The 25,090-nt window shown below is 61.1% G+C and carries 24 protein-coding genes; 17 read left to right on the top strand and 7 right to left on the bottom strand.

Translation table 11 applies throughout. The features are described 5' to 3' along the window. Window positions 1-15 precede the first annotated feature (15 nt). The 3 genes from MCB86_RS17555 to MCB86_RS17545 all read left to right on the top strand — a co-directional run bounded on the left by MCB86_RS17555 (window position 16) and on the right by MCB86_RS17545 (window position 3,751). Window positions 16-243 (top strand): DUF1653 domain-containing protein, encoded by a 228-nt coding sequence (locus MCB86_RS17555; protein WP_045162552.1) that lies wholly within the window; start codon window positions 16-18, stop codon window positions 241-243. Window positions 244-547: 304 nt separating this feature from the next. Further along, the gene (gene topA / locus MCB86_RS17550; RefSeq protein ID WP_239611668.1) at window positions 548-3,160 is read left to right on the top strand and encodes a type I DNA topoisomerase; all 2,613 of its coding nucleotides are present in this window, start codon (window positions 548-550) and stop codon (window positions 3,158-3,160) included. 72 nt (window positions 3,161-3,232) lie between these two features. After that, window positions 3,233-3,751: a DUF6586 family protein gene (locus tag MCB86_RS17545; RefSeq protein WP_045162578.1), complete on the top strand. Its 519-nt coding sequence runs from the start codon at window positions 3,233-3,235 to the stop codon at window positions 3,749-3,751. A gap of 38 nt (window positions 3,752-3,789) precedes the next feature. Here the strand turns inward: MCB86_RS17545 and MCB86_RS17540 are convergent, their stop codons facing one another. Beyond that, entirely contained in the window at window positions 3,790-4,629 is an 840-nt protein-coding gene (locus tag MCB86_RS17540) for a DMT family transporter (protein WP_239611667.1), read from the bottom strand. A gap of 205 nt (window positions 4,630-4,834) precedes the next feature. On the opposite strand from MCB86_RS17540, the gene MCB86_RS17535 reads away from it, so the two are divergent. Beyond that, window positions 4,835-5,074 (top strand): hypothetical protein, encoded by a 240-nt coding sequence (locus MCB86_RS17535; RefSeq protein WP_045162549.1) that lies wholly within the window; start codon window positions 4,835-4,837, stop codon window positions 5,072-5,074. Window positions 5,075-5,145: 71 nt separating this feature from the next. On the opposite strand, the gene sulA is transcribed toward MCB86_RS17535, so the two are convergent. Together sulA and lexA are read right to left on the bottom strand one after the other, a co-directional pair. Beyond that, window positions 5,146-5,628 (bottom strand): SOS-induced cell division inhibitor SulA, encoded by a 483-nt coding sequence (sulA, locus tag MCB86_RS17530; protein WP_045162548.1) that lies wholly within the window; start codon window positions 5,626-5,628, stop codon window positions 5,146-5,148. A gap of 11 nt (window positions 5,629-5,639) precedes the next feature. Next, window positions 5,640-6,248 carry a transcriptional repressor LexA gene (lexA, locus tag MCB86_RS17525; RefSeq protein WP_045162547.1) on the bottom strand — a complete coding sequence of 203 codons (609 nt, stop codon included), beginning with the start codon at window positions 6,246-6,248 and terminating at the stop codon, window positions 5,640-5,642. A gap of 194 nt (window positions 6,249-6,442) precedes the next feature. On the opposite strand from lexA, the gene MCB86_RS17520 reads away from it, so the two are divergent. The 8 genes from MCB86_RS17520 (at window position 6,443) to MCB86_RS17485 (ending at window position 13,454) form a co-directional block, all read left to right on the top strand. Continuing rightward, window positions 6,443-7,150: a TetR/AcrR family transcriptional regulator gene (locus MCB86_RS17520; protein WP_045162546.1), complete on the top strand. Its 708-nt coding sequence runs from the start codon at window positions 6,443-6,445 to the stop codon at window positions 7,148-7,150. Between the two features lie 39 nt (window positions 7,151-7,189). Further along, entirely contained in the window at window positions 7,190-7,714 is a 525-nt protein-coding gene (locus tag MCB86_RS17515; protein ID WP_045162545.1) for a L,D-transpeptidase, read from the top strand. 16 nt (window positions 7,715-7,730) lie between these two features. Then, window positions 7,731-8,729 carry a beta-N-acetylhexosaminidase gene (nagZ, locus tag MCB86_RS17510; RefSeq protein ID WP_239611666.1) on the top strand — a complete coding sequence of 333 codons (999 nt, stop codon included), beginning with the start codon at window positions 7,731-7,733 and terminating at the stop codon, window positions 8,727-8,729. Between the two features lie 14 nt (window positions 8,730-8,743). Continuing rightward, on the top strand, window positions 8,744-9,481 hold the full coding sequence (locus MCB86_RS17505) for an S-methyl-5'-thioinosine phosphorylase (RefSeq protein ID WP_239611665.1): 738 nt from the start codon (window positions 8,744-8,746) through the stop codon (window positions 9,479-9,481). Window positions 9,482-9,674: 193 nt separating this feature from the next. Next, the gene (locus MCB86_RS17500) at window positions 9,675-10,172 is read left to right on the top strand and encodes an LEA type 2 family protein (protein ID WP_045162542.1); all 498 of its coding nucleotides are present in this window, start codon (window positions 9,675-9,677) and stop codon (window positions 10,170-10,172) included. Window positions 10,173-10,181: 9 nt separating this feature from the next. Continuing rightward, entirely contained in the window at window positions 10,182-10,373 is a 192-nt protein-coding gene (locus MCB86_RS17495; RefSeq protein ID WP_080890614.1) for an SEC-C metal-binding domain-containing protein, read from the top strand. A 7-nt stretch (window positions 10,374-10,380) separates the two neighbouring features. After that, a complete protein-coding gene (locus tag MCB86_RS17490; protein WP_045162541.1) occupies window positions 10,381-10,845 on the top strand; it encodes a DUF2489 domain-containing protein in 465 nt (154 codons plus the stop codon). 71 nt (window positions 10,846-10,916) lie between these two features. Then, the gene (locus MCB86_RS17485; RefSeq protein ID WP_239611664.1) at window positions 10,917-13,454 is read left to right on the top strand and encodes a penicillin acylase family protein; all 2,538 of its coding nucleotides are present in this window, start codon (window positions 10,917-10,919) and stop codon (window positions 13,452-13,454) included. 17 nt (window positions 13,455-13,471) lie between these two features. Here MCB86_RS17485 and tsaA read toward each other — a convergent pair whose 3' ends face one another. Further along, window positions 13,472-14,164: a tRNA (N6-threonylcarbamoyladenosine(37)-N6)-methyltransferase TrmO gene (gene tsaA, locus MCB86_RS17480; protein WP_239611679.1), complete on the bottom strand. Its 693-nt coding sequence runs from the start codon at window positions 14,162-14,164 to the stop codon at window positions 13,472-13,474. 371 nt (window positions 14,165-14,535) lie between these two features. Here tsaA and betT point away from each other — a divergent pair, with 371 nt between their 5' ends. From betT to betA, 3 genes are all read left to right on the top strand, one after another. Beyond that, a complete protein-coding gene (gene betT / locus MCB86_RS17475; protein WP_045162538.1) occupies window positions 14,536-16,605 on the top strand; it encodes a choline BCCT transporter BetT in 2,070 nt (689 codons plus the stop codon). Window positions 16,606-16,689: 84 nt separating this feature from the next. Continuing rightward, window positions 16,690-18,162, top strand: a complete 1,473-nt coding sequence (betB, locus tag MCB86_RS17470; RefSeq protein WP_239611663.1) for a betaine-aldehyde dehydrogenase — start codon at window positions 16,690-16,692, stop codon at window positions 18,160-18,162. A 37-nt stretch (window positions 18,163-18,199) separates the two neighbouring features. After that, entirely contained in the window at window positions 18,200-19,876 is a 1,677-nt protein-coding gene (gene betA / locus MCB86_RS17465; protein ID WP_239611662.1) for a choline dehydrogenase, read from the top strand. 124 nt (window positions 19,877-20,000) lie between these two features. Here the strand turns inward: betA and MCB86_RS17460 are convergent, their stop codons facing one another. Together MCB86_RS17460 and MCB86_RS17455 are read right to left on the bottom strand one after the other, a co-directional pair. Then, a complete protein-coding gene (locus MCB86_RS17460; RefSeq protein ID WP_239611661.1) occupies window positions 20,001-20,966 on the bottom strand; it encodes a 2-oxoglutarate and iron-dependent oxygenase domain-containing protein in 966 nt (321 codons plus the stop codon). A gap of 100 nt (window positions 20,967-21,066) precedes the next feature. Then, window positions 21,067-22,149, bottom strand: coding sequence for a BMP family ABC transporter substrate-binding protein (locus MCB86_RS17455; protein WP_239611660.1), 1,083 nt, complete (start codon window positions 22,147-22,149; stop codon window positions 21,067-21,069). 217 nt (window positions 22,150-22,366) lie between these two features. Here MCB86_RS17455 and MCB86_RS17450 point away from each other — a divergent pair, with 217 nt between their 5' ends. Then, window positions 22,367-23,455: a calcium:proton antiporter gene (locus tag MCB86_RS17450; protein WP_239611659.1), complete on the top strand. Its 1,089-nt coding sequence runs from the start codon at window positions 22,367-22,369 to the stop codon at window positions 23,453-23,455. Between the two features lie 24 nt (window positions 23,456-23,479). After that, window positions 23,480-23,998: a nucleoside 2-deoxyribosyltransferase gene (locus tag MCB86_RS17445; RefSeq protein WP_239611658.1), complete on the top strand. Its 519-nt coding sequence runs from the start codon at window positions 23,480-23,482 to the stop codon at window positions 23,996-23,998. A 148-nt stretch (window positions 23,999-24,146) separates the two neighbouring features. Here the strand turns inward: MCB86_RS17445 and MCB86_RS17440 are convergent, their stop codons facing one another. Continuing rightward, window positions 24,147-25,073, bottom strand: a complete 927-nt coding sequence (locus MCB86_RS17440) for an ABC transporter permease (RefSeq protein ID WP_045162531.1) — start codon at window positions 25,071-25,073, stop codon at window positions 24,147-24,149. Window positions 25,074-25,090 lie beyond the last annotated feature (17 nt).

Here is a 25,090-nt window from a genome sequence, read left to right as displayed (position 1 = left end):
TCAGAGGCAGCCGAGATGCAGGTCACGCCAGGCCGTTATCGTCACTACAAAGGCCCCGAATATCGGGTATACGCAGTTGCCCGCCATTCCGAAACAGAAGAGTCGGTGGTGTTCTATCAGGCGTTATATGGGGATTTCGGCCTTTGGGTGCGTCCGCTCTCGATGTTTACCGAAACGGTGGAGGTCGACGGCGAAACGCTTCCCCGTTTCGCCTTGATCGAGGCCGAACCCAGCCGTTTTTGAATGCTATCTCGGTGGGCGGGCTTAACCCTTGCGCTTGACCTCGACTCTGTCGCCACTATATATAGCGGTGCTTTCGGACCGCGTGAAAGCGATTTCACTCGGTTTCTGGCCGGTAAAGCCTGCGCCGAGCAAGCCGCTTGCTGCGTGAACATGAAAGTTTTCCGGAGCAATTGAATGCTCTTTGCAGTCCCGTAAAAAGGACTGCTTCGCTTCTCTCTGGCAGACTGAGCGTCATTTGCAGCGTTCGGCTACTGCCGGTTCATTATTTCTCAGTTCATCTTTCGATTCAGGAACTCTCCTCTCCATGGGTAAATCGCTGGTCATCGTGGAATCACCGGCCAAGGCCAAGACAATCAACAAGTATTTGGGCAACCAGTACGTGGTGAAGTCGAGTATCGGCCACATCCGCGACCTTCCCACCAGCGGCTCTGCCAACAAGGAGCCCGTCAAGCGCGGCAAGGCGGCGGCTGCCGAAGCCCCTGCGCTGTCGCCGAAGGAGAAAGCCAAGCGTCAGCTGTTCGCCCGCATGGGGATCGACCCCGAGCACGGCTGGAAGGCCAAGTACGAAATCCTGCCAGGCAAGGAAAAGGTCATCGAGGAACTGCGCCGGCTGGCCAAGGAAGCCGACACCATCTATCTCGCGACCGACTTGGATAGAGAGGGGGAGGCCATTGCCTGGCACCTGCGTGAATCCATCGGTGGCGACGACAGTCGCTACAAGCGGGTAGTTTTCAACGAGATCACTAAGAAGGCGATCCAGGAGGCGTTTTCGAAACCGGGCGACCTGGATATCAACCGGGTCAACGCGCAACAGGCTCGACGCTTCCTCGATCGTGTCGTGGGCTACATGGTCTCGCCGCTGCTGTGGCAGAAGATCGCCCGCGGGCTCTCCGCTGGCCGTGTGCAGTCGGTTGCGGTAAAGCTGGTGGTCGAGCGCGAGCGCGAGATCCGCGCCTTCGTTCCGGAAGAGTATTGGGAAGTGCATGCCGACCTGGCGACCGCCGAGCAGGCGAAGGTGCGGTTCGAGGTCGCTCGCGAGAACGGCGAGGCGTTCAAGCCGCTGAACGAAAGCCATGCCATGGCCGCGCTGGAACAGCTCAAGGACGCCAGCTACAGCGTCGCCAAACGTGAAGACAAACCGACCAGCAGCAAGCCCTCGGCGCCATTCATCACTTCCACGTTGCAGCAGGCGGCGAGCAATCGCCTTGGCTTTGGCGTGAAGAAAACCATGATGATGGCCCAGCGGCTCTACGAGGCGGGATACATCACCTACATGCGTACCGACTCGACCAACCTCTCGGCGGATGCCCTGAGCATGGTGCGCAGCTTCATCGAGGATGAATTCGGCAACAAATACCTGCCGGAGAAACCGAATTTCTACTCCAGCAAGGAAGGTGCGCAGGAAGCCCACGAGGCGATCCGCCCGTCAGACGTCAATCTGCGCCCGGCCCAGTTATCGGGCATGGAGCGCGATGCCGAGCGCCTCTACGACCTTATCTGGCGTCAGTTCGTGGCGTGCCAGATGCCACCTGCGCAGTACCTGTCTACCAGCGTGACCGTCACTGCGGGCAACTTCGAGTTGCGCGCCAAGGGCCGGATTCTCAAGTTTGACGGCTACACCAAGGTCATGCCGCAGCAGAGCAAGAGCGGTGAGGATGACGTGCTGCCCGAAATGAACAAGGGCGACGGGATGAAGCTGATCAAGCTCGATCCGAGCCAGCACTTCACCAAGCCGCCGGCACGCTACTCCGAAGCCAGCTTGGTCAAGGAAATGGAAAAGCGCGGTATCGGTCGGCCGTCCACCTACGCCGCCATCATTTCGACCATCCAGGACCGTGGCTACGTCTCGCTGCACAATCGGCGGTTCTACTCGGAGAAGATGGGCGACATCGTCACCGAACGCCTTTCGGAGAGTTTCAATAATTTGATGGACTATGGCTTCACCGCCGGTATGGAGGAAAACCTCGACGACGTCGCTCAGGGTGAGCGCGAGTGGAAGCATGTGCTTGACGAGTTCTACGGTGATTTCCGCAAGAAGCTCGATGTGGCCGAAGCCAGCGACAATGGCATGCGCGCCAATCTGCCGACTCTGACCGATATTCCATGCAAGGTCTGCGGCCGGCCGATGATGATTCGCACCGCCTCCACCGGCGTGTTCCTCGGCTGCTCCGGCTACAGCCTGCCGCCGAAAGAGCGTTGCAAGTCCACCGTCAACCTGATCCCTGGCGATGAAATCGCCGCCGACGATGAGGGCGAGTCAGAGTCCCGTGTGCTACTTGGCAAGCATCGCTGCCCGATCTGCACTACGGCCATGGACGCCTATCTCCTCGATGAGACCCATAAACTGCACATCTGCGGCAACAACCCGGATTGCAGCGGCTATGAGATCGAGGAAGGTCAGTACCGCATCAAGGGCTACGAGGGACCGAGCCTGGAGTGCGACAAGTGCGGCAGCGAAATGCAACTCAAGACAGGCCGTTTTGGCAAGTTCTTCGGCTGTACCAACGCTGAGTGCAAGAACACGCGCAAGCTGCTGAGAAGCGGCGAGGCGGCGCCGCCAAAGATGGACGCGGTGAAGATGCCAGAACTCAAGTGCGAAAAAGTCGACGATACCTACGTTCTGCGTGACGGTGCGTCCGGGTTGTTCCTCGCCGCCAGTCAGTTCCCAAAGAATCGGGAGACTCGTGCCCCGCTGGTGGTGGAGCTGATTCCGCACAAAGATGAGATCGATCCGAAGTATCACTTCCTATTGAGTGCACCGCAGAAGGACCCCGAAGGCCGTCCAGCCGTGATCCGCTTCAGCCGAAAGACCAAGGAGCAATACGTGCAGACCGAAGTCAACGGTAAACCGACTGGCTGGAAGGCATTCTACGATGGCAACAAGTGGAAGGTAGAAGACAAGAGCACCGGTAAATAAGCGACAGCGCCACGTTGAGCCGGGTACCCCGGTCTCAACGTGCAGCGTTTCAACTGTTGGGAGGCCGTCGCCATGGCTCACGAGCTGTATACCCGTACCAATCAAAAAATCTACTTTGCCGGCCTCGCCCTCGAGAGTTGGCGACGGGCCGAAGAAAAAGGCGCGATGAACGCTCCGGGGCTGATCCAGGCGGAGCGAGAGGCCAGCCTGTTCCATCTGTACGGCGCGGTGCTTGGCCTTTGTCACGAGGTTGCAGGCTACTATCGTTTGCCAGATGCCAGTGCGCCGCGTGCGGAATTGCTGCTGTCACGTCCCTCGCAGGATTCTTCGCCGAGCCCCGAACTGGCTGAACTGATCGAGCTGGCTGACCACTCCGGGACTTGGCTTGCGCAGTTGTTGAACGCCCATGCGGCGTTGTTCGCGCCGCCACGCGCGCCGGCCAAGCCCAAGACCGACCCGACCATGCCGTTGATCGAGGCCGTCAGCGTAGGCGAAGAAATTCCAGCGCTGACGCGTGAAGAGGTGGAGTCCTGGCGACGCAGTCTGAAGGACCTGGCCTTGCGTTTTCGCGAATCGCTTACCGAATGGTAAGCGGGCAGGCGAGCGATCCTCGTGTCTCAGGTGTCACCTCACGCTCGGTGCTTGAATCGCAATACGAGGGCGATCCCACCCAGAATGGCAAGGCCCGCAGCCACCAATCTGCCCGTTAGGGATTCCCCCAGAAGCAGGCTTCCCGCCAAAGCGGTGAGAAGCGGCACGCTCAGTTGCACACTGGCCGCCTGGATGGCCGCCAGGCCCGGCAGGGCGGCATACCAGATGGCGTAGCCGATACCCGACGTAAGCCCGCCGGATAACAGCGCATAGACTACCCCGGCGCTGTTCCACTCGAGCCCATTGAGCGCCAGCAGGCCCAGTACGGCCATGATCGGAAGGCTGCGAATAAAGTTTCCGGCGGTGGCCGCCAGTGGATCAGGCGTTCCTTTTCCCAACAGCGAGTACGCCCCCCAGGCGACCCCTGCCAGGGCCATCAACAGCGAAGCTGACAACGACGGTGTGCTCGTACCAGGAAGCAGAAGCGCGACCAGTCCGCCCGCAGCCAACACTATCCCGACCGTTTGCAAACGATGCAGTCGCTCTCCTTCGAACAGCCCCCAGACGATCATGCTCAGCTGAACCGCGCCGAACAGCAGCAGCGCGCCGGCACCGGCATCGAGGTGCAGATAGGCATAGGAAAACGCAGCGGCATAAGTGAAGAGCGCCAGGGCGCCGTACCAATTGCCGGCCACCCTCGACGGGCTTTTGCGCAGCCACAGCAACAGCCACAGCACCAGCGCTCCGGCAAACAGGCGCAGCGCGGTAAAACTGGCCGGATCGATCTGGCTGTCGCGTAGTGCCGCGCGGCAAAGTAACGAGTTGCCGGCAAAGGCGAGCATGGCCAGTGCTGTCAGCAGAAGGGTTCTGAAGGTCATCCTGAATTCCTTGGAGCCAGTGGGATGCCCTGACCGCTGGCATGGCTTGGTAAGGCATTATCCTACTGTGCCGTTGCGTAATGACGCACCTTCTTCGCCGAATACCAGCCTGACGCTATGCGGCGTATGTCCAAACGGAGAACGACCAGTGCTGTCTACAGGTCGGTCGGCTGTTACAATGCGCCGTTTCACGGGGAGCAGATTCATGCCAACGTCTTTTCTGGAAATCGTCGAGCTACCCGACGGGAGCATTGTGCTGCGTCGCGCTGAAGACGAAGGCGTACTGGTTACGTTGGACTTCTCTGACGATGCTAAGGTTTTTCTGCAAGGTCAGCATGTCGAAATTGCCAAGGCGATGTTCAACGTCGGCGTGCAGATGGCGGGGCGAGTATCGGAAGGAGAGCTCGAACGAGACGACGAAGAGGGGCCGCGCGTCCTGCATTAAGGATCGGATTGCCTGGTAGCCGTTGCGGCTAGGCAGATTTCGGCACGTCCGTGTGCTCGACGATTCGGGCGTCAATGACCCAAGCGAATGTTCAGGCTTTGCGCGTTGCCCTGAGTGGCCGCTACGCGTAGTTTCAGTCGGCTGGCCTTGTCGAGGCGCGGGAACCAGGTAATGACCGTATGGCTGCAGCCGGACGAGAGCGCCTTGCACGCCAACTCAAGGGAACCCTGGGTTTCGCGGGCCTGCAGCAGCAAGATGCGATCGCGATTAAGACCGGTTTCTCGAAGCCAGCTTTGCGAAAGCGACGCAGGAGGTGCGATCAGTGTCAGCCATCGTATATCGGCTGCCCCGCTGAGTTCGCGCAGGATCGGGGAAAGCAACAGGCGACAGTGATCGCCGCTTCCGCTCAGAGTCATTTCGCTCAGACAATCATCGGCAGGGTCCTTGGGCGCGGTAGCGACATCTTCGAATGGCGTCAGACGATGTGCGATCAGCCCCTCGAACAAGGTCAGTTGTGGTGGTTTGCTTGTGCTGAGTTGAGGGTGGTACTGCATGAGCCTCTCCTTTAGCGGCGAATCACGCCGACGCTTAAACCTTCAATAACCAGTTCCTGCTGTTCGAGATCCACTTCGATGGGCGCGAATTCCGGGTTTTCGGCTAATAACCAGACCTTGTCACCCTCGCGCTTGAAGCGCTTCACCGTGACTTCATCATCGATCCGAGCCACGACGACCTGACCGTTGCGTGCTTCCCGTGTGGTATGAACCGCAAGCAGGTCGCCATCGAATATGCCGATATCCTTCATGCTCATTCCGTGTACACGCAGTAGGTAATCGGCCTTGGGATGGAAAAATGAAGGATTGATCTGACAGGATTCTTCAACGTGTTGTTGCGCAAGAATTGGTGCACCGGCGGCAACCCGGCCAATGACGGGTAACCCGCTCTCTTCAGTAGTTGGTTCGAAGCCGGGAATACGTATTCCGCGCGAAGCGCCCGGCGTCATTTCGATAGCGCCTTTGCGAGACAAAGCCTTGAGATGTTCTTCAGCGGCATTGGGTGATTTGAAACCCAGCTCCTGAGCGATCTCCGCACGTGTCGGCGGATAGCCGTTGTCTTCCAGGCAGCGCTTGATGAAGGCGAGAATTTCCGACTGGCGTGGGGTCAGCTTGATCATGAGCGGTCTCTGTTCTTTTATACAGTGACTGGGATTATATACAGTGCTTGATGCTTGGCAATCTTTGTTTGGTTGAGGGCTGGGCCGGCTTGGTGCAAGCTTTGGCGGCCAAAAGAGTGTTCAGGCGCTTTCTTGGTTGACTTGGAACAGGTTGAAACGTAAGTTTCAAACGATTGTTTGTCAGGGGAGGGGGCATGGCGCAGTCTGAAACAGTGGAGCGTATTCTTGATGCAGCGGAACAACTGTTCGCTGAGAAAGGCTTCGCCGAGACTTCGTTGCGCCTGATCACCAGCAAGGCCGGGGTGAATCTGGCGGCGGTGAACTATCACTTCGGTTCGAAAAAGGCCCTTATCCAGGCGGTCTTCTCGCGTTTCCTCGGACCCTTCTGCATAAGCCTCGAGCGTGAACTGGATAGACGTGAAGCCGAGTCTGACCGAAAGGAAAATCTCGAGGAACTGCTGGAGATTCTGGTTGAACAGGCGCTCGCCGTAACGCCACGTAGCGGTGACGACCTGTCGATCTTCATGCGGCTGTTGGGCCTCTCCTTCAGTCAGAGCCAGGGCCACCTGCGTCGTTATCTTGAAGATATGTACGGCAAGGTGTTTCGTCGTTATATGTTGCGCGTGCATGAGGCCGCACCTTCGATTCCGCCGATCGAACTGTTTTGGCGCGTGCATTTCATGCTCGGCGCCGCAGCGTTCAGCATGTCGGGAATCAAGGCGCTGCGAGCCATCGCCGAGAACGATTTCGGCGCCAAAACTTCCATCGAGCAGGTCATGCGCATGATGGTCCCGTTTCTCGCGGCCGGTATGCGGGCCGATTCGGGCGTGGAGGATCCAAGCCTGGTACAGGCGCATCCGATCGCCCGGCGTAACGCGTTGGCGATGCCCGCGAAGGGTTAACGTGCATGCTCAAGGGGGGATCGGCTAAGCTTGCCGTCTATGCCCGATCTCGATTTTCTTCATATTTCCATTGCCGACCAGCTGCTCTACGGGTTTTCCAGTGGCAGGCTGTGTGTTCGGCTGCCCATCTCTACAGCGCGTAACGGTGCCGGTGAGCGCAACGGGTCCGGCTGCACGCCGCGTGGCCTGCACCGGGTACGCGCGCGTATCGGCGAGGGATTGCCGTGCGGGGCCGTTCTGCGTGGCCGCCGCTGGACCGGGGAAGTTTGGAATCAGCAACTACACGACCGCTTTCCTGGACGCGACTGGATCTTGAGCCGAATCCTCTGGCTCAGCGGGTGCGAGCCCGGATTCAACCGTATGGGTGCGGTCGACACCTTCCGTCGTTATATCTATTTGCATGGCACGCCTGATTCGGAGCCCATGGGCGTACCGCTTTCCCATGGCTGTATCAGGCTGCGTAATGCCGACTTGCTCGATCTTTTCCCTCGGGTGCCGGTTGGCTGTGCCGTACAGATAGGCGAAACGGCCTGTCCGGATTGGTCGAGCGCGACATTGAATTAAGGATCTGCTCACTATCATGCAAGGTTCATTGATGCTGGACATCGCCGGCATCTGGCTGACCGCAGAGGATCGCCAGTTGCTGCGTCAGCCGGAAGTCGGCGGGCTGATTCTGTTTGCCCGCAATATCGAACATCCTCATCAGGTGCAGGAGCTTTGTCGGGCAATTCGAGCGGTACGGCCCGATATCTTGCTGGCCGTCGATCAGGAGGGCGGGCGCGTTCAGCGGTTGCGGCGCGACTTCATTCGTCTGCCAGCGATGCGCGAATTCGCGTCGCGTGCTGATGCGAAGGTCCTAGCAGACATCTGCGGTTGGGTAATGGCCACGGAAGTGCTGGCGGTTGGACTGGATTTCAGTTTCGCGCCGGTGCTCGATCTCGATCACCAGCGCAGCGCCGTGGTGGGTACCCGTGCGTTCGAAGGTGATCCACAGCGAGCCACCGAGCTCGCCGGGGCGTTCATCCAGGGGATGCATCGCGCCGGAATGGCCGCAACCGGCAAGCACTTCCCGGGCCATGGATGGGCTGAGGCCGATTCCCACGTGGCGATCCCCGTCGATGAACGGGGGCTGCAAGCGCTTCGCGAGCATGACCTGGTCCCGTTCCAGCGGCTGGCGAGCCAGCTCGATGCGGTGATGCCCGCGCACGTGATCTACCCGCAGGTGGATGACAAGCCGGCCGGTTTCTCCCAGCGATGGCTGCAGAGCATCTTGCGTACGGAGCTGGCCTTTCGCGGGGTGATCTTCAGCGATGACCTGTCGATGGCCGGTGCCCATGTCGCCGGCGATGCGGCGAGCCGGATCGAGGCGGCGTTGACGGCAGGCTGCGATATGGGCCTGGTATGCAACGACAGGGGAGCGGCCGAGTTGGCACTATCGGCGCTGCAGCGTCTCGGCGTGCAGCCATCACCGGCGTTGGCGACGATGCGCCGCCGCGCGGCGGGCTCGCTGGAGTATAAGCAGGATCCGCGTTGGCATGCGTCCATCGCCACGCTCAAAGCAGCGGAACTGATCGCTTGACCAAGGAAACAATCATGACTGTCCACGCCATTATCGGCGGCACCGGCCTCACGGAGCTGCCCGGGCTCACCCTGGATGAAGCGGTGCCCATGGAAACACCCTACGGCTCACCATCGGCCGACCTTCTTCGTGGCACATATGCGGGGCGAGAGGTGCTGTTTCTGGCTCGCCACGGCCATCCACACCGTATCCCGCCGCATCAGGTGAACTATCGCGCCAATCTGTGGGCCCTGAAACGCGCCGGGGCACAGGCGATCATTGCGGTGAATGCGGTTGGTGGCATTCATTCGGCGATGGGCGCAGGCCACCTATGCGTACCGCATCAACTGATCGATTACACCTATGGCCGCGAACACACCTTCTTCGAAGGCGACATCGAGCATGTCACCCATGTCGACTTTAGCTACCCCTACGATGAGTCATTGCGCCAGCGTCTGATCGCCGGTCTGGCAGCCGAGGGCTTTTTGTTCAGCAGCCACGGCGTTTATGGCTGCACTCAGGGGCCGAGGCTGGAGACGGTTGCCGAAATTGCCAGGATGGAGCGCGATGGCTGCGATATCGTCGGAATGACCGGTATGCCCGAAGCGGTTCTAGCCCGCGAGCTAGAGCTGCCATATGCCTGCCTGGCCTTGGTAGTCAATCCGGCCGCCGGTAAAACGTCAGGCATCATCACCATGGCGGATATCGAGGCTGCGCTGGCGGAGGGAATCGTCAAAACCCGTGCCGTGCTGGCGCGCGCGCTGGCAGGCTAAAAAGTTACCGACACGAGGTGCGCAGCGCTTGCAGCACCGGAAGGCCGCAGCGATGGGAAGGGGGCTAGCGGTCTTCCAGTACCGCAATGAGAGCGGTCGCAAAGGCGTAGCAGGGACGCGATAAATTCGCCAAACAACCCCATTGCAGGCAATCTGCCGCTTGCTACACTTGGCCGTCCTTTGGAGTACCGGAATGCTTTGCCACGCACCTATAAGAAGAATATCGAGAGCAGTGGTTTTGCTGGGTTTGCTGTCAGGCCTTGCCGGTTGTTCGACCTGGTTCAGCAGTGATTTCCAAGACCCAGGTGTCCAGCTCACCGATGTCGAGATCATCAAGGCGAGGCTCCTCGAACAGCAGTTCATGCTGCGTTTCCGCATCGACAACCCCAATGAGCAGAGTTTGCCTGTGCGCGGCCTCGTCTACACCGTCCACCTCAACGACATCGAGCTGGCGAGCGGTGAGTCCAGTGGCTGGACAACCGTCCCCGCGCATGGCTTCGAGTACTACGAAGTGCCGATCTATACCAACCTGTGGCGGCATATGAAGTACATCGTGCGATTGCTGGAAAAACCGGACCGTCCGATTGCCTATCGTCTGGAGGGCGAGCTGAAAACGGGCCTGATGCTCGGTCGACGCGTGCACATTGCAACCAATGGCGAGATAATCCCCGGCAACTTTATCCCGGAGTGAGCAACACTGATGAACCAAGACGCCCATGTGCACGGCCCCGATTGCAGCCACGATCACGATCACGACCATGCCCCCCATGTCCATGGACCGCATTGCAACCATAGCCACGACCCGGTTCGAAATCCGCTGAAGGATGTCGGCCGCAACGACCCGTGCCCGTGCGGAAGCCAGAAGAAATTCAAGAAGTGCCACGGAGCCTGATCCGCTCATGACGCCGCTCGCCATAACGTTGCTGGTTGCCGCTCTGCTGCTGATCGCGGCATTGGCTGGATACGCCTTGCATCTATGGCGCCGGGTTTGGCGAAGAGAGCGGCAGCTGGCCGATATGCAAGCGCAGCAGCATGCCGCGCTTGCGGCGGATCTGCGTGTGCTTGCCGGCAGCCTGCTCGACGAGCAGGTACCGCTGATCGAAGGCGCGATCCGGATCAAGGTGCTATTGGATAATTACGACTCGAATCTTGGCCAGGATCCGCGCTGCCAGGTTTTCCAAGTGCTATTCGAGGCGACTGAAAAGGTGCCGACACACGCTGCCTGGAAGGCGCTGGACAAAGCCGAACGGCGCCGCCACGAAGCCAACTTCAGTGCGCTCGAATTACAACACAAGGCTGAGGCTCGCCGGTCCGCCCGCTGGTTGCTCGACGAAGTGTTGCCGAAGAACCGCGAAGCTGCCTGAGCGCGACGGCATCGCGCGTCACACCCATCTATCCTTCTGTTCCGTAGTGCCCTGTCTGTAAGGAGCCGTCGATGTCTTTGCGTCTGCCGTTCGTTCTGGTTCGCCTGACCTTGGGCGTTGCATTGGTAGCTGGCGGCCTCATTGGCTGTCAGTCTTATCTGGACAGCCGCTACAGCGATAGCCTGCCACCCGCGCATGGCGTCCAGGCCATCACTGGTTTGGACAAGAGCGTAAGCATCAGGCGCAATACGTTGGGCATGCCCTTGATCGAGACGGCGACATTCCACGATGCGCTGTTCGGTCTCGGATACGTGCATGCGACTGACCGTCTGAGTCAGATGGTTAACTTGCGGCTCATGGCCGAGGGACGTTTGGCGGAGATGGCTGGGCCTGGTGTGCTGGAGATCGACCGTTTCATGCGGGCGGTGAATCTTCGGCAAAGCGCTACCGTGCTGTATCGAGAAAGCTCGCCGCGGATGAAGCGGTTTTTCGAGGTCTATGCTCGCGGCGTCAATGCCTATCTGTTCCGCCATCGCGAAAAGCTGCCAATGGATCTGGCTGCCGCCGACTACACCCCGGAATACTGGAAGCCTGAAGATTCGGTGCTGATCTTCTGCCTGTTGAACTTCGGACTGGCGGTCAATCTGCAGGAAGAGATCGCGTCGTTGGTCATGGCTCAGCAGGTAGGCAGCGATAAGGTCGCTTGGCTGCTACCGACCTATCCCGACGAGCCGCTACCCTTCGATGAAGCCGACAAGCTGAAGGGGTTGAAGCTGAGCGGCGAGATACCAGGGCTCGCCGCGCTCAACAACGCGGCCTCCGGGGTTGCTTCGTTGAACATGTTGGGGGTCGCCGCTTCCAACAACTGGGCGATATCCGGCAGCAACACCCGCAGCGGCAAGCCGCTGATGGCCAACGACACACACTTGCCGCTGTCGATGCCCTCGTACTGGAATTTCGTGCAGATCCGCTCGCCGAAATTCCAGGCCGCCGGGGTAACGATCGCAGGCGTGCCTGCGGTGATCGCGGGCTTCAACGGCAAGCTGGGCTGGGGCATGACCATGGTCATGGGCGATACCCAAGACCTGTTTCTGGAACAGGTGCGCCGCGAAGGCGGGCGATTGCTGTACCTCGCCGATGGCCGATGGATCCCGGCGCGCGAGCGCCACGAGACCTTCTTCATCAAGGGTGGAAGACCGATCCGTGAAACGATCTACGAAACCCGCAACGGCCCGCTGCTGAACAGCGTACTCGGCGAGCGCAAGCACCCGTTGCAACCGCTGCAACTGAGCAGTGGCTACGGGTTGGCGCTGAAAACGACGCAGTTCGAGGCTGACCAGTCGCTGGATGCGTTTTTTGACCTGACCCGCGCGCAGTCGGTGGATCAGGCTTTCGAAGCAACCCGCGAGATCCGCGCGGCCGCGCTCAATATCATGTTTGCCGACGAGCAGAGCACGGGCTGGCAAGTGACCGGTCGCTACCCGAATCGCCGCGAAGGCCTGGGATTGTTGCCATCGCCGGGTTGGGATGGGCGTTACGACTGGGATGGCTTCGCCGATCCCATGTTGCATCCCTATGACCAGGACCCGCCGCAAGGCTGGCTGGCGACGGCCAATCAGCGCACCGTGCCCAAGGGCTACGGTATGCAGCTGTCCAACTCCTGGTATTACCCGGAGCGTGCCGAGCGCGTGGCCGAGCTGCTTGCGCAGGGCAAGCAGGACAGCCGCAGCGTGATGGCGATGCAGTACGATCAGACAACAACCTTCGCCGCCAAGCTGCAGGCCATGTTTCAGGCGCCAGGGATGGCGGAGCCGCTGAAAGCCGCCATCGATGCGCTCGCCGAACCGGAGCGGGGCAGGGCGCGCGTAGCGCTCTCGCGATTGCTGAGCTTCGATGGCAAGCTCGCCGCGGACTCTGCCGATGCGGCCCTTTATGAAAGCTTCCTGATGGAATCGGCGCGACAGACGTTTCTGGACGAGCTGGGGCCGGAAAGCAGTGCTCCATGGAAGGCGCTGGTGGAAACCGCAAACGCCTCATACTCCGCGCAGGCTGATCATCTGCTGGGCCGCGATGACAGTCCGTTCTGGGATGACCGGAACACGCCACGCCGGGAAGACAAACCCGCAATCCTGGCGCGTTCACTCGCCGCCGCGTTCAGCCGCATGGAAGCCGCGCAGGGGGCTGATCGCGATGCCTGGCGTTGGGGAAAACTGCACACCTATACTTGGCGCACCGGCAGCACGCAGCTGGCACCTTACCTGCCGTCCAGCCAGCGCACCGGCATCAATGCGATCAGCGGCTATCTGGACCGCGGGCCATACGCGGCGGGCGGCGACCACAGCACCTTGAACGTATCGGCCTACCGCTGGGGCGATAACTTCGATACCTGGCTAATCCCGGCGATGCGCATCATCGTCGATTTCGGGCGCGACGAGCCGATGATCGGGCTCAACAGCTCCGGTCAATCCGGCAATCCGGCCAGCCCGCACTACGCCGACGGTATCGACGCCTGGTTGAAGGGCGGCTATATGAGCTTCCCGTTCAAGTCCGAGAATCTGGACAAGGTCTACGGCACCGAACGGTTGCTACTGACCCCGGCACGCCAGTAGCCTCGCGGCGCCTAGCGTTACACCCGCAGCACTTCCACTACCGTGATGGACGCCGGGTCCGGGTAATGCCAGCGCACCTCGACATCCCATAGCCGCGTCCCGTAGCGGCGCTCCGGTGTCGGCGTTTGATAGGCCGGTCGCGGATCTTGCGCCAGGCACTGTTCGATCAGTGCCTGCAGGGGTTCGCCGAGCCGAAGCGCTTCGCAACGGGCTTGTTCCAGGCTCGTCTCCGTCCAGCGCACGGGGATGAGTTCCGGGGCATCGTTGGCCAGGCCATTGTGCGCGTCGTCGACGGCATCGGCGTAAGGAACGTAAGGCTTGATATCCAGCACTGGCGTGCCATCGAGCAGGTCGATCCCCGACAGATGAAGGCGGCCGGGTTCGATCCGCTCGAGCCTGACCACAGACTGGCCGATGCCGTTGGGGCGGTGCGTCGAGCGGGTCGCAAACACACCGACCATGCGGTTGCCGCCTAGGCGCGGCGGGCGGACCCGTAGACGGGGCTCGGCCTCGAGCGCCTGGTGGAACAGAAACAGCAGCCAGACATGACTGACCTGCTCAAGCCCTTCCAGCGCGTGCGCCTGATCGAACGGTGGATGCAGTTCCAGTATGCCCCGGGCCGCCGGTGCCAGCTGTGGCTGCCGCGGGATGGCGAATTTTTCCTTGAAACAGGAACGGACGACACCGATTGGCGTGACGGAATAGGGCATGTCGAGGCTGTGATGTGAAAACGTGGGCCGCCATCTTACCTGCTCCCGTGTCGGTGCACCGGCCATCGAGGCCGTATTCAGAGCCTTGGACGTCTGTGAATAGCCGCTCGGTGTCGCCAGCGGCGCGCGTTTGCAGCGCGTGGTGGGATCTATGGTCAGCCGTTTTTCGGACATAGACTATTTTTAAGGTGTCGCTGTCCTTCCCATCCATCATGGGGCGCCCCCTGTGCCTCGCAGACGCTGACGTCCCGCTCAGCATTGCGTCTTTATCAGGCGATCATGACGTTCCCTTGCAACTATGCGCCCAGCCTGACGCCATTCATCGCGTTGCGATGTCATAAAAGCCAGAACAAGTTCAGGAGACAGAACTGATGAACGAGGCTGAGCTCTCACCCGGAAACACCAACGCATCTCACGACCGCATCAATCCCGTGGTTTTCTACAGCTCGGCAATCGCCATTGTGCTGTTCGCCATCTGGGCGATGTTCTTCAAGACGTCATCCCTTTCAGTCATAAACGCCGTTCTAGGCTGGATATCCAACACCTTCGGCTGGTTCTATTTTCTTGCCGTGCTGGTCTATCTCCTCTTCGTGGTAGTCATCGCCACCACCCGTTATGGCAAGATCCGGCTAGGGCCCGATCATTCAAAGCCTGAGTTCAACGTGATCACCTGGGCGGCAATGCTGTTCTCGGCGGGCATCGGCATAGACCTGCTGTTCTTTTGCATCGCCGAACCCATCACTCAGTTCCTCGAACCACCGGTGGGCGAGGGCAGCACCGTACAGGCAGCGCGCCATGCGCTGGAGCTGACCTTCCTTCACTGGGGGCTGTCCGGGTGGGGCGTCTATACGTTGGTGGGCATGTCCCTGGCCTATTTCAGCTTTCGCCAAGGCCTGCCGCTATCGATTCGCTCGTCGCTCTATCCGATTTTTGGCAAAGGCATATACGGCCCCATCGGACACACCGTGGACACAGCAGCGGTGCTGGGAACGGTGTTCGGCATCGCCACCAGCCTCGGCATTGGCATCATTCAGCTGAACTTCGGCCTGAACTACATTTTCGGCGTACCGGAGGGCACCTTCACCCAGGCGGTGCTGGTGGTGCTGATCGTGGTGTTTTCGGCGATCTCGGCCGCCACGGGGGTGGAGCGCGGGATCCGCCGGCTGTCCGAGTTCAATATGCTGCTGGCGGTCCTGCTGTTGTTGTTCGTGCTGTTCGCCGGCAAGACGACCTTTCTGCTCAACGCGCTGGTGATGAACATTGGCGACTACTTTTCCAATTTCATCAGCTTGTCGTTCGATACCTACGCCTACGATCAGCCCACCGACTGGCTGAATGCCTGGACCGTGTTCTTCTGGGCCTGGTGGATCGCGTGGGGCCCCTTCGTCGGTCTGTTTCTGGCGCGCATCTCGCGTGGCCGGACCATTCGCGAGTTCGTCGTTGGCACCTTGCTGTTGCCGCTGGCTTTCATGATGGCCTGGATGTCGATCATGGGGAACAGCGCCATCGACATGGTCATGCACGGCGCTGTCGAGTTCGGCGCGCAGGCGGTCAGCAATCCGGGTTCGTCGATCTATCTGTTTCTCCAGAGCATGCCCTGGGCCGGCCTGACCACCGCGGTAGCGACCATCCTGGCGATCGTCTTCTTCGTCACTTCGGGCGATTCGGGTTCGCTGGTGCTGTCCAATTTCACCTCGATTCTCAAGGACGTGAACAGCGACGCACCGGTATGGATGCGCGTTCTGTGGGCAGCCATCATCGGTGTGTTGACCCTGGCGCTGCTGATCGCCGGTGGGCTGACGGCGTTGCAGGGGACCGTGGTGATCATGGGGCTGCCGTTCTCCATCGTCCTTCTGTTCATGATGGTGGGATTGTTCAAGGCCCTGCATGTCGAAGGTGTGATGGCGGACAGTTACCAGAAGAGCCTTTCCGGCCAGCTGTCCGGTCGGGCGACGCTGGAGCATGCGAACCTGAACTGGAGCCAGCGCCTTTCGCGCGCGATGAGCTTTCCCAGCCAGTCGCAGATCCGCCGCTATCTGAGGGAAGTGGGCAAGCCGGCGATGGAGGAGATACGTCAGGCGCTGGGTGAGAAGGGCGTGCCGGTGGACATCATCGAGGGCGAGAGGGGCAACGAGCATCTGATTCTCAACGTCAACCTGGGCAGTGAATTGGACTTCACCTACCAGATCTGGCCGGTACGCAGCGCGATGCCGTCGTTCGCCGTACGGACCCAGAGTAGCCGGGCGCACTACTACCGTCTCGAAGTGCACCTGCGGCAGGGGAGTCTCGGCTATGACCTGATGGGTTACTCCAAACGGCAACTGATCGAGGACATCCTCGACCACTACGAGCATCACATGCAGTTTCTGCATCTGCAGCGCGAGAAAGGCACGCTGGCCGACAGCGCATCCGAACCGGGCACCGCCCCAGGCGCCAGCTGATCACGGCGCGGCGAACGGCAGGTTCGCCGTGGCTCGCCGACACGGGCGACTCGGTCGCCCCAAACGGATTCGAGAGAGGTGAATATGGCTTGTTATCCACGGCAACGACTCTACATCGACGGAAACTATGTCGATCCCAGCGGCGGCGAGGTGTTCGAGAGCATCAACCCTGCCAACGGCGAAGTGCTCGCTGAAGTCGCTCAGGCGACCCGCAGCGATCTCGAACGTGCGGTGACCAGCGCCGAGAAAGGACAGAAGCTCTGGGCGGCGCTGACCGGCATGAAACGTTCGCGCATTCTGCGCAAGACGGTCGATCTGCTGCGCGAGCGCAACGACGAGCTGGCCCTGCTGGAGACCCTGGACACCGGCAAGCCTCTGATGGAAACCCGCAGCGTCGATATCGTTACCGGTGCCGACGTGCTCGAGTATTACGCCGGTCTCGCGCCAGCCATCGAGGGCGAACAGATTCCCCTGCGCGAAACCAGCTTCGTCTATACCCGACGCGAGCCCCTCGGCGTGGTGGCTGGGATCGGCGCCTGGAACTACCCGATCCAGATCGCCCTGTGGAAGGCCGCGCCCGCGTTGGCGGCCGGTAACGCGATGATCTTCAAACCCAGTGAGGTGACCTCGCTGAGCGCGCTCAAACTGGCCGAAATCTTTACCGAGGCGGGCCTGCCGGCCGGTGTGTTCAACGTGCTGACCGGCGCCGGTGCCGCAATCGGCGCCATGCTCACCGAGCATCCGCGCATCGCCAAGGTGTCCTTCACCGGCGGCGTGGCGACCGGAAAGAAGGTCATGGCCAGCGCTGCCAGCTCCTCGCTCAAGGACGTGACCATGGAACTGGGCGGTAAGTCGCCGCTGATCGTTTGTGACGATGCCGACCTCGACCGGGCGGCGGATATCGCCGTAATGGCTAATTTCTTCAGCTCTGGCCAGGTCTGCACCAATGGCACTCGGGTCTTCGTACCGCGTAAGCAGCTGGCCGAGTTCGAAGCCAAGCTGCTGGAGCGGGTCCAGCGGATCCGCATGGGCGATCCGCAGAACGAGCAGACCACCTTCGGCCCCATGGTCAGCTTCGGCCATATGCAGAGCGTGCTGGGCTACATCGCCAAGGGCAAGGCGCAGGGGGCCCGGCTGCTATGCGGTGGCGAGCGGGTGACCCACGGTGAGTTCGGCCGCGGCGCCTACATAGAACCGACCATCTTCAGCGACTGCACCGACGACATGATCATCGCCCGTGAAGAGATCTTCGGCCCGGTGCTGAGCCTGCTGGCCTATGACGACGAAGAAGAGGCGGTGTGTCGCGCCAACGACAGCGACTACGGCCTGGCTGCTGGTGTGGTGACGCGCGATCTGGCGCGCGCCCACCGCATCATTCACCAGATGGAAGCCGGTATCTGCTGGATCAATACCTGGGGCGAGTCGGCCGCGCAGATGCCGGTTGGCGGCTACAAGCAATCCGGCATCGGCCGCGAGAACGGAATTTCTTCCCTGGCGCATTACACCCGGCTGAAGTCGGTGCAAGTGGAGCTGGGCGATTTCGCCTCGGTGTTCTGAGCCGCACGAACGCGCCGGCCTGTATGAAGGAGGATTCATGGAATACGACTACATCATCATCGGCGCCGGCTCCGCCGGGAATGCACTGGCGGCGCGTCTGACCGAGGATGCTGACGTCAGCGTGCTGCTGCTGGAGGCCGGTGGCCCCGATTACCGTTTCGACTTCCGCACCCAGATGCCCGCCGCGCTGGCCTATCCGCTGCAGGGGACCCGTTACAACTGGGCATACAGGACCGATCCCGAACCGCACATGAACAACCGTCGCATGGATTGCGGCCGTGGCAAGGGGCTGGGTGGATCATCACTGATCAACGGCATGTGCTACATCCGCGGCAATGCGCTGGATTACGACAACTGGGCTCGTATGCCAGGGCTCGAGGATTGGACCTACCACGACTGCCTGCCGTACTTCCGCAAGGCCGAAAGCCGCGATATCGGCCCCAACGATTACCACGGCGGTGACGGCCCCGTCAGCGTCACCACGCCCAAACCCGACAACAATGTGTTGTTCCATGCCATGGTCGAGGCCGGCGTGCAGGCCGGCTACCCGAAGACCGACGATCTGAACGGCTATCAGCAAGAGGGCTTCGGCCCCATGGATCGCACGGTCACGCCCAATGGCCGTCGCGCCAGTACCGCGCGCGGCTATCTCGACCAGGCCAAGGAGCGACCGAACCTGACCATCGTCACCCATGCCGTAACCGACCGGGTGCTGTTCGAGAACACGCGGGCGGTTGGTGTGAAATACCTGCGCGGGCGGGAACAGCCGACCATTGTTCGCGCCCGCCGCGAGGTGCTGCTCTGTGGCGGCGCCATCGCCTCGCCGCAAATACTGCAGCGCTCCGGAGTCGGGCCGGCGGCGCTGCTGCGCGACCTGAACATCGGGATCGTCCAGGACCTGCCTGGAGTCGGCCAGAATCTGCAGGACCACCTGGAGATGTATCTACAGTACGAGTGCAAGCAGCCGGTCTCCCTTTACCCGGCACTGAAATGGTGGAATCAACCGGCGATCGGTGCCGAGTGGCTATTCCTCGGCTCAGGAATCGGTGCCAGCAATCAATTCGAGGCCGGTGGCTTCATTCGCAGCCGCGATGAGTTCGAGTGGCCGAATATCCAGTTCCACTTCCTGCCGGTCGCGGTCAACTACAACGGCAGCAATGCCCATGACGGTCACAGCTTCCAGGCCCACGTCGGCTCGATGCGCTCACCCAGCCGCGGACGCGTTCAGATCCGTTCGATCGATCCACGGGTCGATCCGAGCATTCTGTTCAACTACATGTCCCACGAGCAGGACTGGCAGGAGTTTCGCGACAGCATCCGCCTGACCCGCGAGATCATCGCCCAGCCGGCGCTCGACCCGTATCGCGGCAAGGAGCTGAGCCCCGGTGCGCAAGCACAGAGCGACGCGGAGCTGGACGCCTTCGTTCGTGAACATGGCGAAACGGCCTATCACCCGTCCTGCTCCTGCAAGATGGGCACGGATGAGATGGCCGTGGTCGATGGGCAGGGCCGGGTGCATGGCGTGGAGGGTTTGCGGGTCGTCGACGCATCGATCATGCCGCAGATCATCACCGGCAACCTCAACGCCACCACCATCATGATCGCCGAAAAGATCGCCGATCGAATTCGTGGGCGACAGCCGTTGCCTCGTAGCACCGCCGCTTATTACGTCGCCAATGGCGCGCCGGTGCGCCAGCCATCGCTGCGCAACTGAGGCGGCAACGAGAACACCTGGTTTGCCGTTTTCAGCGGCGAAAACGGCATTGATCCAACCGACCCGTTGCGACCGTCGGTGGCATGCCGGACTTTGGAGTCCCCGCCGTAAGCGGACGGCCAGCTCAGACCGGTGATGGCTCGCGCCGATAGGCGTAGGTCTCGGCAAAGCGCGAGAGCATATAGGCACTGCAGGTGGTGTCCGGGTAGCGAGGAGGGTTGCCCGGCCCTTGGCAACCGGGCAGGCAGCTGATGACCGTGTCGGGATTCGGCTCGGCAAAGAACGGCATCGAATAGCGGTCCACTCCCAGTGGGCTGATCACCCGGTGCGGCGTGGACTTGTACCGGTCGTTGCTCCAGCGCGCCATCATGTCGCCGATGTTCACGACATAGGTTCCCTCGATGGGCGGTGCGTCGATCCACTCGCCGTGTACGTTCTGCACCTGCAGTCCGCCGGCCTGATCCTGGTAGAGCAAGGTGATGCAGCCGTAGTCGGTGTGGGCGCCTGCACCCTGCTGTTCGGGGGCGGTCGCGCTTTGCCGTGGTGGGTAATGAATCATGCGGAACACGCTGATGGGCTCGACGAAGCGCTGGTCGAAAAAGTCCCGGTCGATACCCAGCGCCGTGGCGATTGCGCGCAACAGCGTGCAGGCCAGCGCATGCATGTCCTGATAATGCTGTTCGAACAAGGATTCCCAGCCGTCGATGGCCGGATGTCGATTGGGGCCGCGCAGCGGCTTGCCGGCGAGCACCTCCGGGTGATCGGCTGGCATGTGGAAGCCCATGTCGAAGGTTTCTTTCAGATCGCTCGGCTTGCTCGGGTCGAGCTGCTCGGTGGCGATCGCTCCGTAGCCGCGGTGGTGCCGGCTTTTAGTGATGTCGATGGCGAGCTTTTCGGCTTCCGGCAGTGCGAAGAAGGATTGCGCACGTGCCTTCAGCTCACAGATGCGCGCCGCATCGATCGGATGGTTGCGAATGTAGAAGAAGCCCCAGTCACGGCAGGCGGCGTCGATCTGTTGGGCGATCTCGTTCCAGCCGTTTTCGTCTGTGGCGTAGAGCGGGGCGATATCGATGATGGGCAGTTGGTTCATTTCGGATCTCTCGGTCGCAGCCAGAGGCCAGAAGCTAGAAGCCCACGCGACTTCGCGCAGCATCTAGCGCCCGGCCTCAAGCGACAAGCTTGCTTATCGGCTACTTCGGCAACTCAGCGGTAATGCCTTGCACGTAGTAGTTCATCGACGCCAGATCTCCATTGCTGGCGGTCACCCCATCGGCGATGCGCACGGTACCTGACTGATCCTTGATCGGACCGGTGAAGGGGTGCAACTCCCCGCTGCGGATGGCGGCGATGATCTGTTCCGCTTCGGTCTTCACCTCCGCCGGCACCAGGTCGCTGATCGGCAGGCTGATGGTGTCTTCGGCCAGTCCACCCCAGAAGTCCTGCGGCTTCCAACTGCCATCGATCACGGCTTGTGCCGACTTGACGTAGTGCGGTCCCCAGTCGTTGACGATGGAAGTCAGTACCGCCTTCGGTCCGAAGTGAGCCATGTCCGAGGCATAGCCGACCGAATAGACACCACGACGTTCGGCAGCCTGGATCGGCGCCGGGCTATCGGTGTGTTGGAAAACCACGTCGACCCCTTGGTCGATCAGCGCGTTGGCGGCATCGGCTTCCTTGCCCGGATCGAACCAGGAGCTCACCCACACCACCTTGATTTCGGTGCCGGGGTTGTACTTGTCCAGCGCCAGCTGGATGGCATTGATGTCGCGGATCACTTCGGGAATCGGGAACGAGGCGATATAGCCGACCTTCTTGGTCTTGGTCATCTTCGCCGCAAGGAACCCACCCACGTAGCGGCCCTCATAGGAACGAGACAGGTAAGTGCCGAGGTTCTTGTCCTGCTTGTAGCCGGTGGCGTGCTCGAAGGTGACCTTGGGGAACTGTTTCGCCACCTTGAGCGTCGGGTTCATATACCCGAAGGACGTGGTGAAGATCAGGTCGTAGCCGCCCTTGGCCATGTTGCGGATCACTCGCTCGGCGTCGGCGCCCTCGGCAACGTTCTCGACGAAGGTGGTTTCAACCTGATCGCCGAGCTCCTTTTCCAGATGCTGACGACCCATCTCGTGCTGGTAGGTCCAGCCGTGGTCGCCGATCGGGCCCACGTAGACGAAGCCGACTTTGAGCGGATCGGCTGCAACGGCGGAAAGGGCAGTGCTCAAACCAATCGCTGCGGTGAGGCCGCGGAACAGGGATTTCCGGGTGTTCTTCTGCATGGGTGTTGCTCCTGGTTGCATATTTTTTTGCGTGTCCGCTGTGAGGCTGCGGTTTGGTTTGCAAAAAACTGACCAACTGGACAGATACCCGCTGAGGTTCCCAATCCACCTCTCCGGCAGTTGCTGGCCGAGCCAATGGTGGATCCGGCTAGGTGCGACAGGCAGCGTTGCTGCCACAGTTTGGTGCATCAGAACGATAGACCACGGGAGATCTTTCATGCTGACGCTATTGCGAGAAGAGCGCTTCCTGCTCCTGGCCCTGTTGGCCGCCGTCGTCGCCTACGTGGTTGAAGGCAGCTTGCTCAGTGGCGGACGCGTCGTCGCTTTGACCGCCGTCGGCGCACTCGTGTTGATGATCGTGATGGCGTCGATACGGGTCGCACACCACGCCGAGATCCTCGCGGAAAAGGTCGGAGATCCCTACGGAACGATGATCCTTACGCTCTCCGCCGTATTGGTCGAGGTGGTCATCCTGGGCATCATGATGACCCACCACCCGTCACCAACGCTGGTGCGTGACACCATTTACTCGGCGGTGATGCTCGATCTCAACGGTATTCTGGGCCTTGCCGCATTGATGGGTGGCCTTCGCCACGGCGAGCAGCCGTACAACGACGATTCGGCGCGTACCTACAGCGTGATGATTCTTACCGCCATGGGTGTGTCGATGGTGGTGCCGGAGTTCATTCCGCGTGAAGACTGGCGGGCGTACTCGGTGTTCACCATTGGCGCCATGCTGTTGTTGTACGGCCTGTTCTTGCGCATGCAGGTCGGTGCGCACAGCTACTTCTTCAGCTACAGCTATCCGGAAAAGCGACGGCGCAAAGGCGAAGTGGTGTCTGAGGCGACGACCAGCCGTGGCCGCTCGATCGGTCTGCTATGTGCCGGCATCGTGATCATCGGCGCGCTCGCCGAGGTGATGTCCCAGGCGCTCGATGTCGGGTTGGAAGGCAGTGGCGCGCCGCCTATGCTGGCCGCGCTGCTGGTCGCGGCCATTTCTGCCAGCCCGGAAATACTCACCGCCTTGCGAGCAGCGCTAGCTAATCGTATGCAGTCGGTGGTCAATATCGCGCTCGGCGCTTCGCTGTCCACGGTCATTCTCACGGTGCCGGTGATGGAAGCGTTGGCGTTGTATAGTGGACAGCCGTTTCAGATGGCGATGTCGCCGGTGCAGACGGTGATGATTTTCATCACCCTGATCGTGGCCGCGATCAACCTGAACGACGGCGAGACCAACGCGATCGAGGGCATGACCCACTTCGTGTTGTTCGCCACCTTCATCATGCTTTCGCTGATAGGGCTCTGACGCCCATCAGCCAGATGGACTTTCATGGACGTACATATCTACCTCGCCGGTCCCGGCGTGTTCCGCGCCGATGCACTCGAGCATGGCGAGCGACTCAAGGCGCTCTGCGCCGACTTCGGCTTCATTGGGCTGTACCCGCTGGACAAGCAGGTGCCGCGCCACATCGTCGGTGCGCGCGAGCAGGCTGCCTGGATCTACCAGGCCAATCTGGACCTGTTGGAGCAAGCCGATGCGGTGATCGCCGACCTCAACTTCTTCCGGGGCGGTGAGCCCGACAGCGGCACCAGCTTCGAAGTGGGTTATGCCGTGGCTCGTGGCAAGCCAGTGGTGGGATATCTGGACGGCGCGGGCAGCTATGCCGAGCGCCTGCAGCGCCAGTTGCCGCATCTGTGCGGACAGCCAGGCTTGGACTGCGACGGCTTACAACTGGAAGCCTTCGATCTGCCGGTGAATCTGATGCTGGCGGTGCCGGCCCGGTTGGTTGCGGGCGGCGCTCGCGAGGCGTTGTTATGCCTGGCTGACGAACTGGCGGAGCGATCCTAGGCCCACTCGGTTTGCCAATGCGCCTCGAGTCGTCGGGCTAACGCGGAACACCGTCGCGCCCACCGGGCGGAGCGGGCTAGGGGCTTCAGCCCGACGAGTCTGCGCGAGGGTGGGCTTCAGTCCACCAGGGCGAGTGCCGGGTCATCGGTCAATGACCTGCTTTCCACGGCTGGCCCAACGACACCGGTGCATACAGGCGAGTACGGATCGCGTCTCGCGACAGCAGCACCAGCACCATGATCGTTGCGACGTACGGCAGCATCGCCAGCAGATTACCGGGGATCGACAGGCCGAGCCCTTGGGCGACCAGGTGCAGAATGCTGGCCAAGCCGAACAGATAGGCGCCGAGCAGTACGCGACCCACTCGCCAGCTGGCGAACACAACAAGCGCCAAGGCGATCCAACCACGCCCGGCGGTCATGTTCTCCGCCCACATCGGCGTATAGGCGAGCGACAGGTAGCCGCCGGCCAGCCCGGCCATAGCGCCGCCGAACAGCACCGCCAGTACCCGCACGCGCAGCACCGGTAGGCCCATGGCGCTGGCGGCGTTGGGATTCTCGCCGACCGCCTGGATGATCAGACCCATACGGCTTTTCAGCAGCACCCAGGCGACCAGGGCGAAGAGTGCGAAGGACAGATAGACCAGCAGATCCTGGGCAAACAGCATGCGACCGATCAGCGGGATGTCGCTCAGGAAAGGAATGGCGATGGGTTCGAAGCCCGCTAGCGGCTTGCCGACCCAGCCGGCACCGATGAACGACGACAGGCCAACACCGAAGATGGTCAGCGCCAGCCCGGTCGCCACCTGGTTGGCGTTGAAACCCAGCGCCACCAGGGCGAACAGTTGCGAAAGCAGCATCCCGCCCAGGCAGGCAAAGACCACACCCAGCCAGAGGTTGCCGGTGGCGAACGCGGCAATGAAACCGGCCACTGCGCCGAACAGCATCATGCCTTCTTGACCGAGATTGAGTACGCCAGTCTTTTCGCAGACCAGCTCGCCGAGCGCCACCAGCAGCAGCGGTGTACCGGTGCGGATCATGGCGTAGAAGATATTGGTCAGTAGATCGATATCCATGGTGTTCCTTAGCGGGA

Source organism: Pseudomonas sp. KSR10 (assembly GCF_022355455.1).
In the GTDB taxonomy this organism is placed as follows: domain Bacteria; phylum Pseudomonadota; class Gammaproteobacteria; order Pseudomonadales; family Pseudomonadaceae; genus Stutzerimonas; species Stutzerimonas stutzeri_E.
This window is presented reverse-complemented; position numbering and strand designations above follow the sequence as displayed.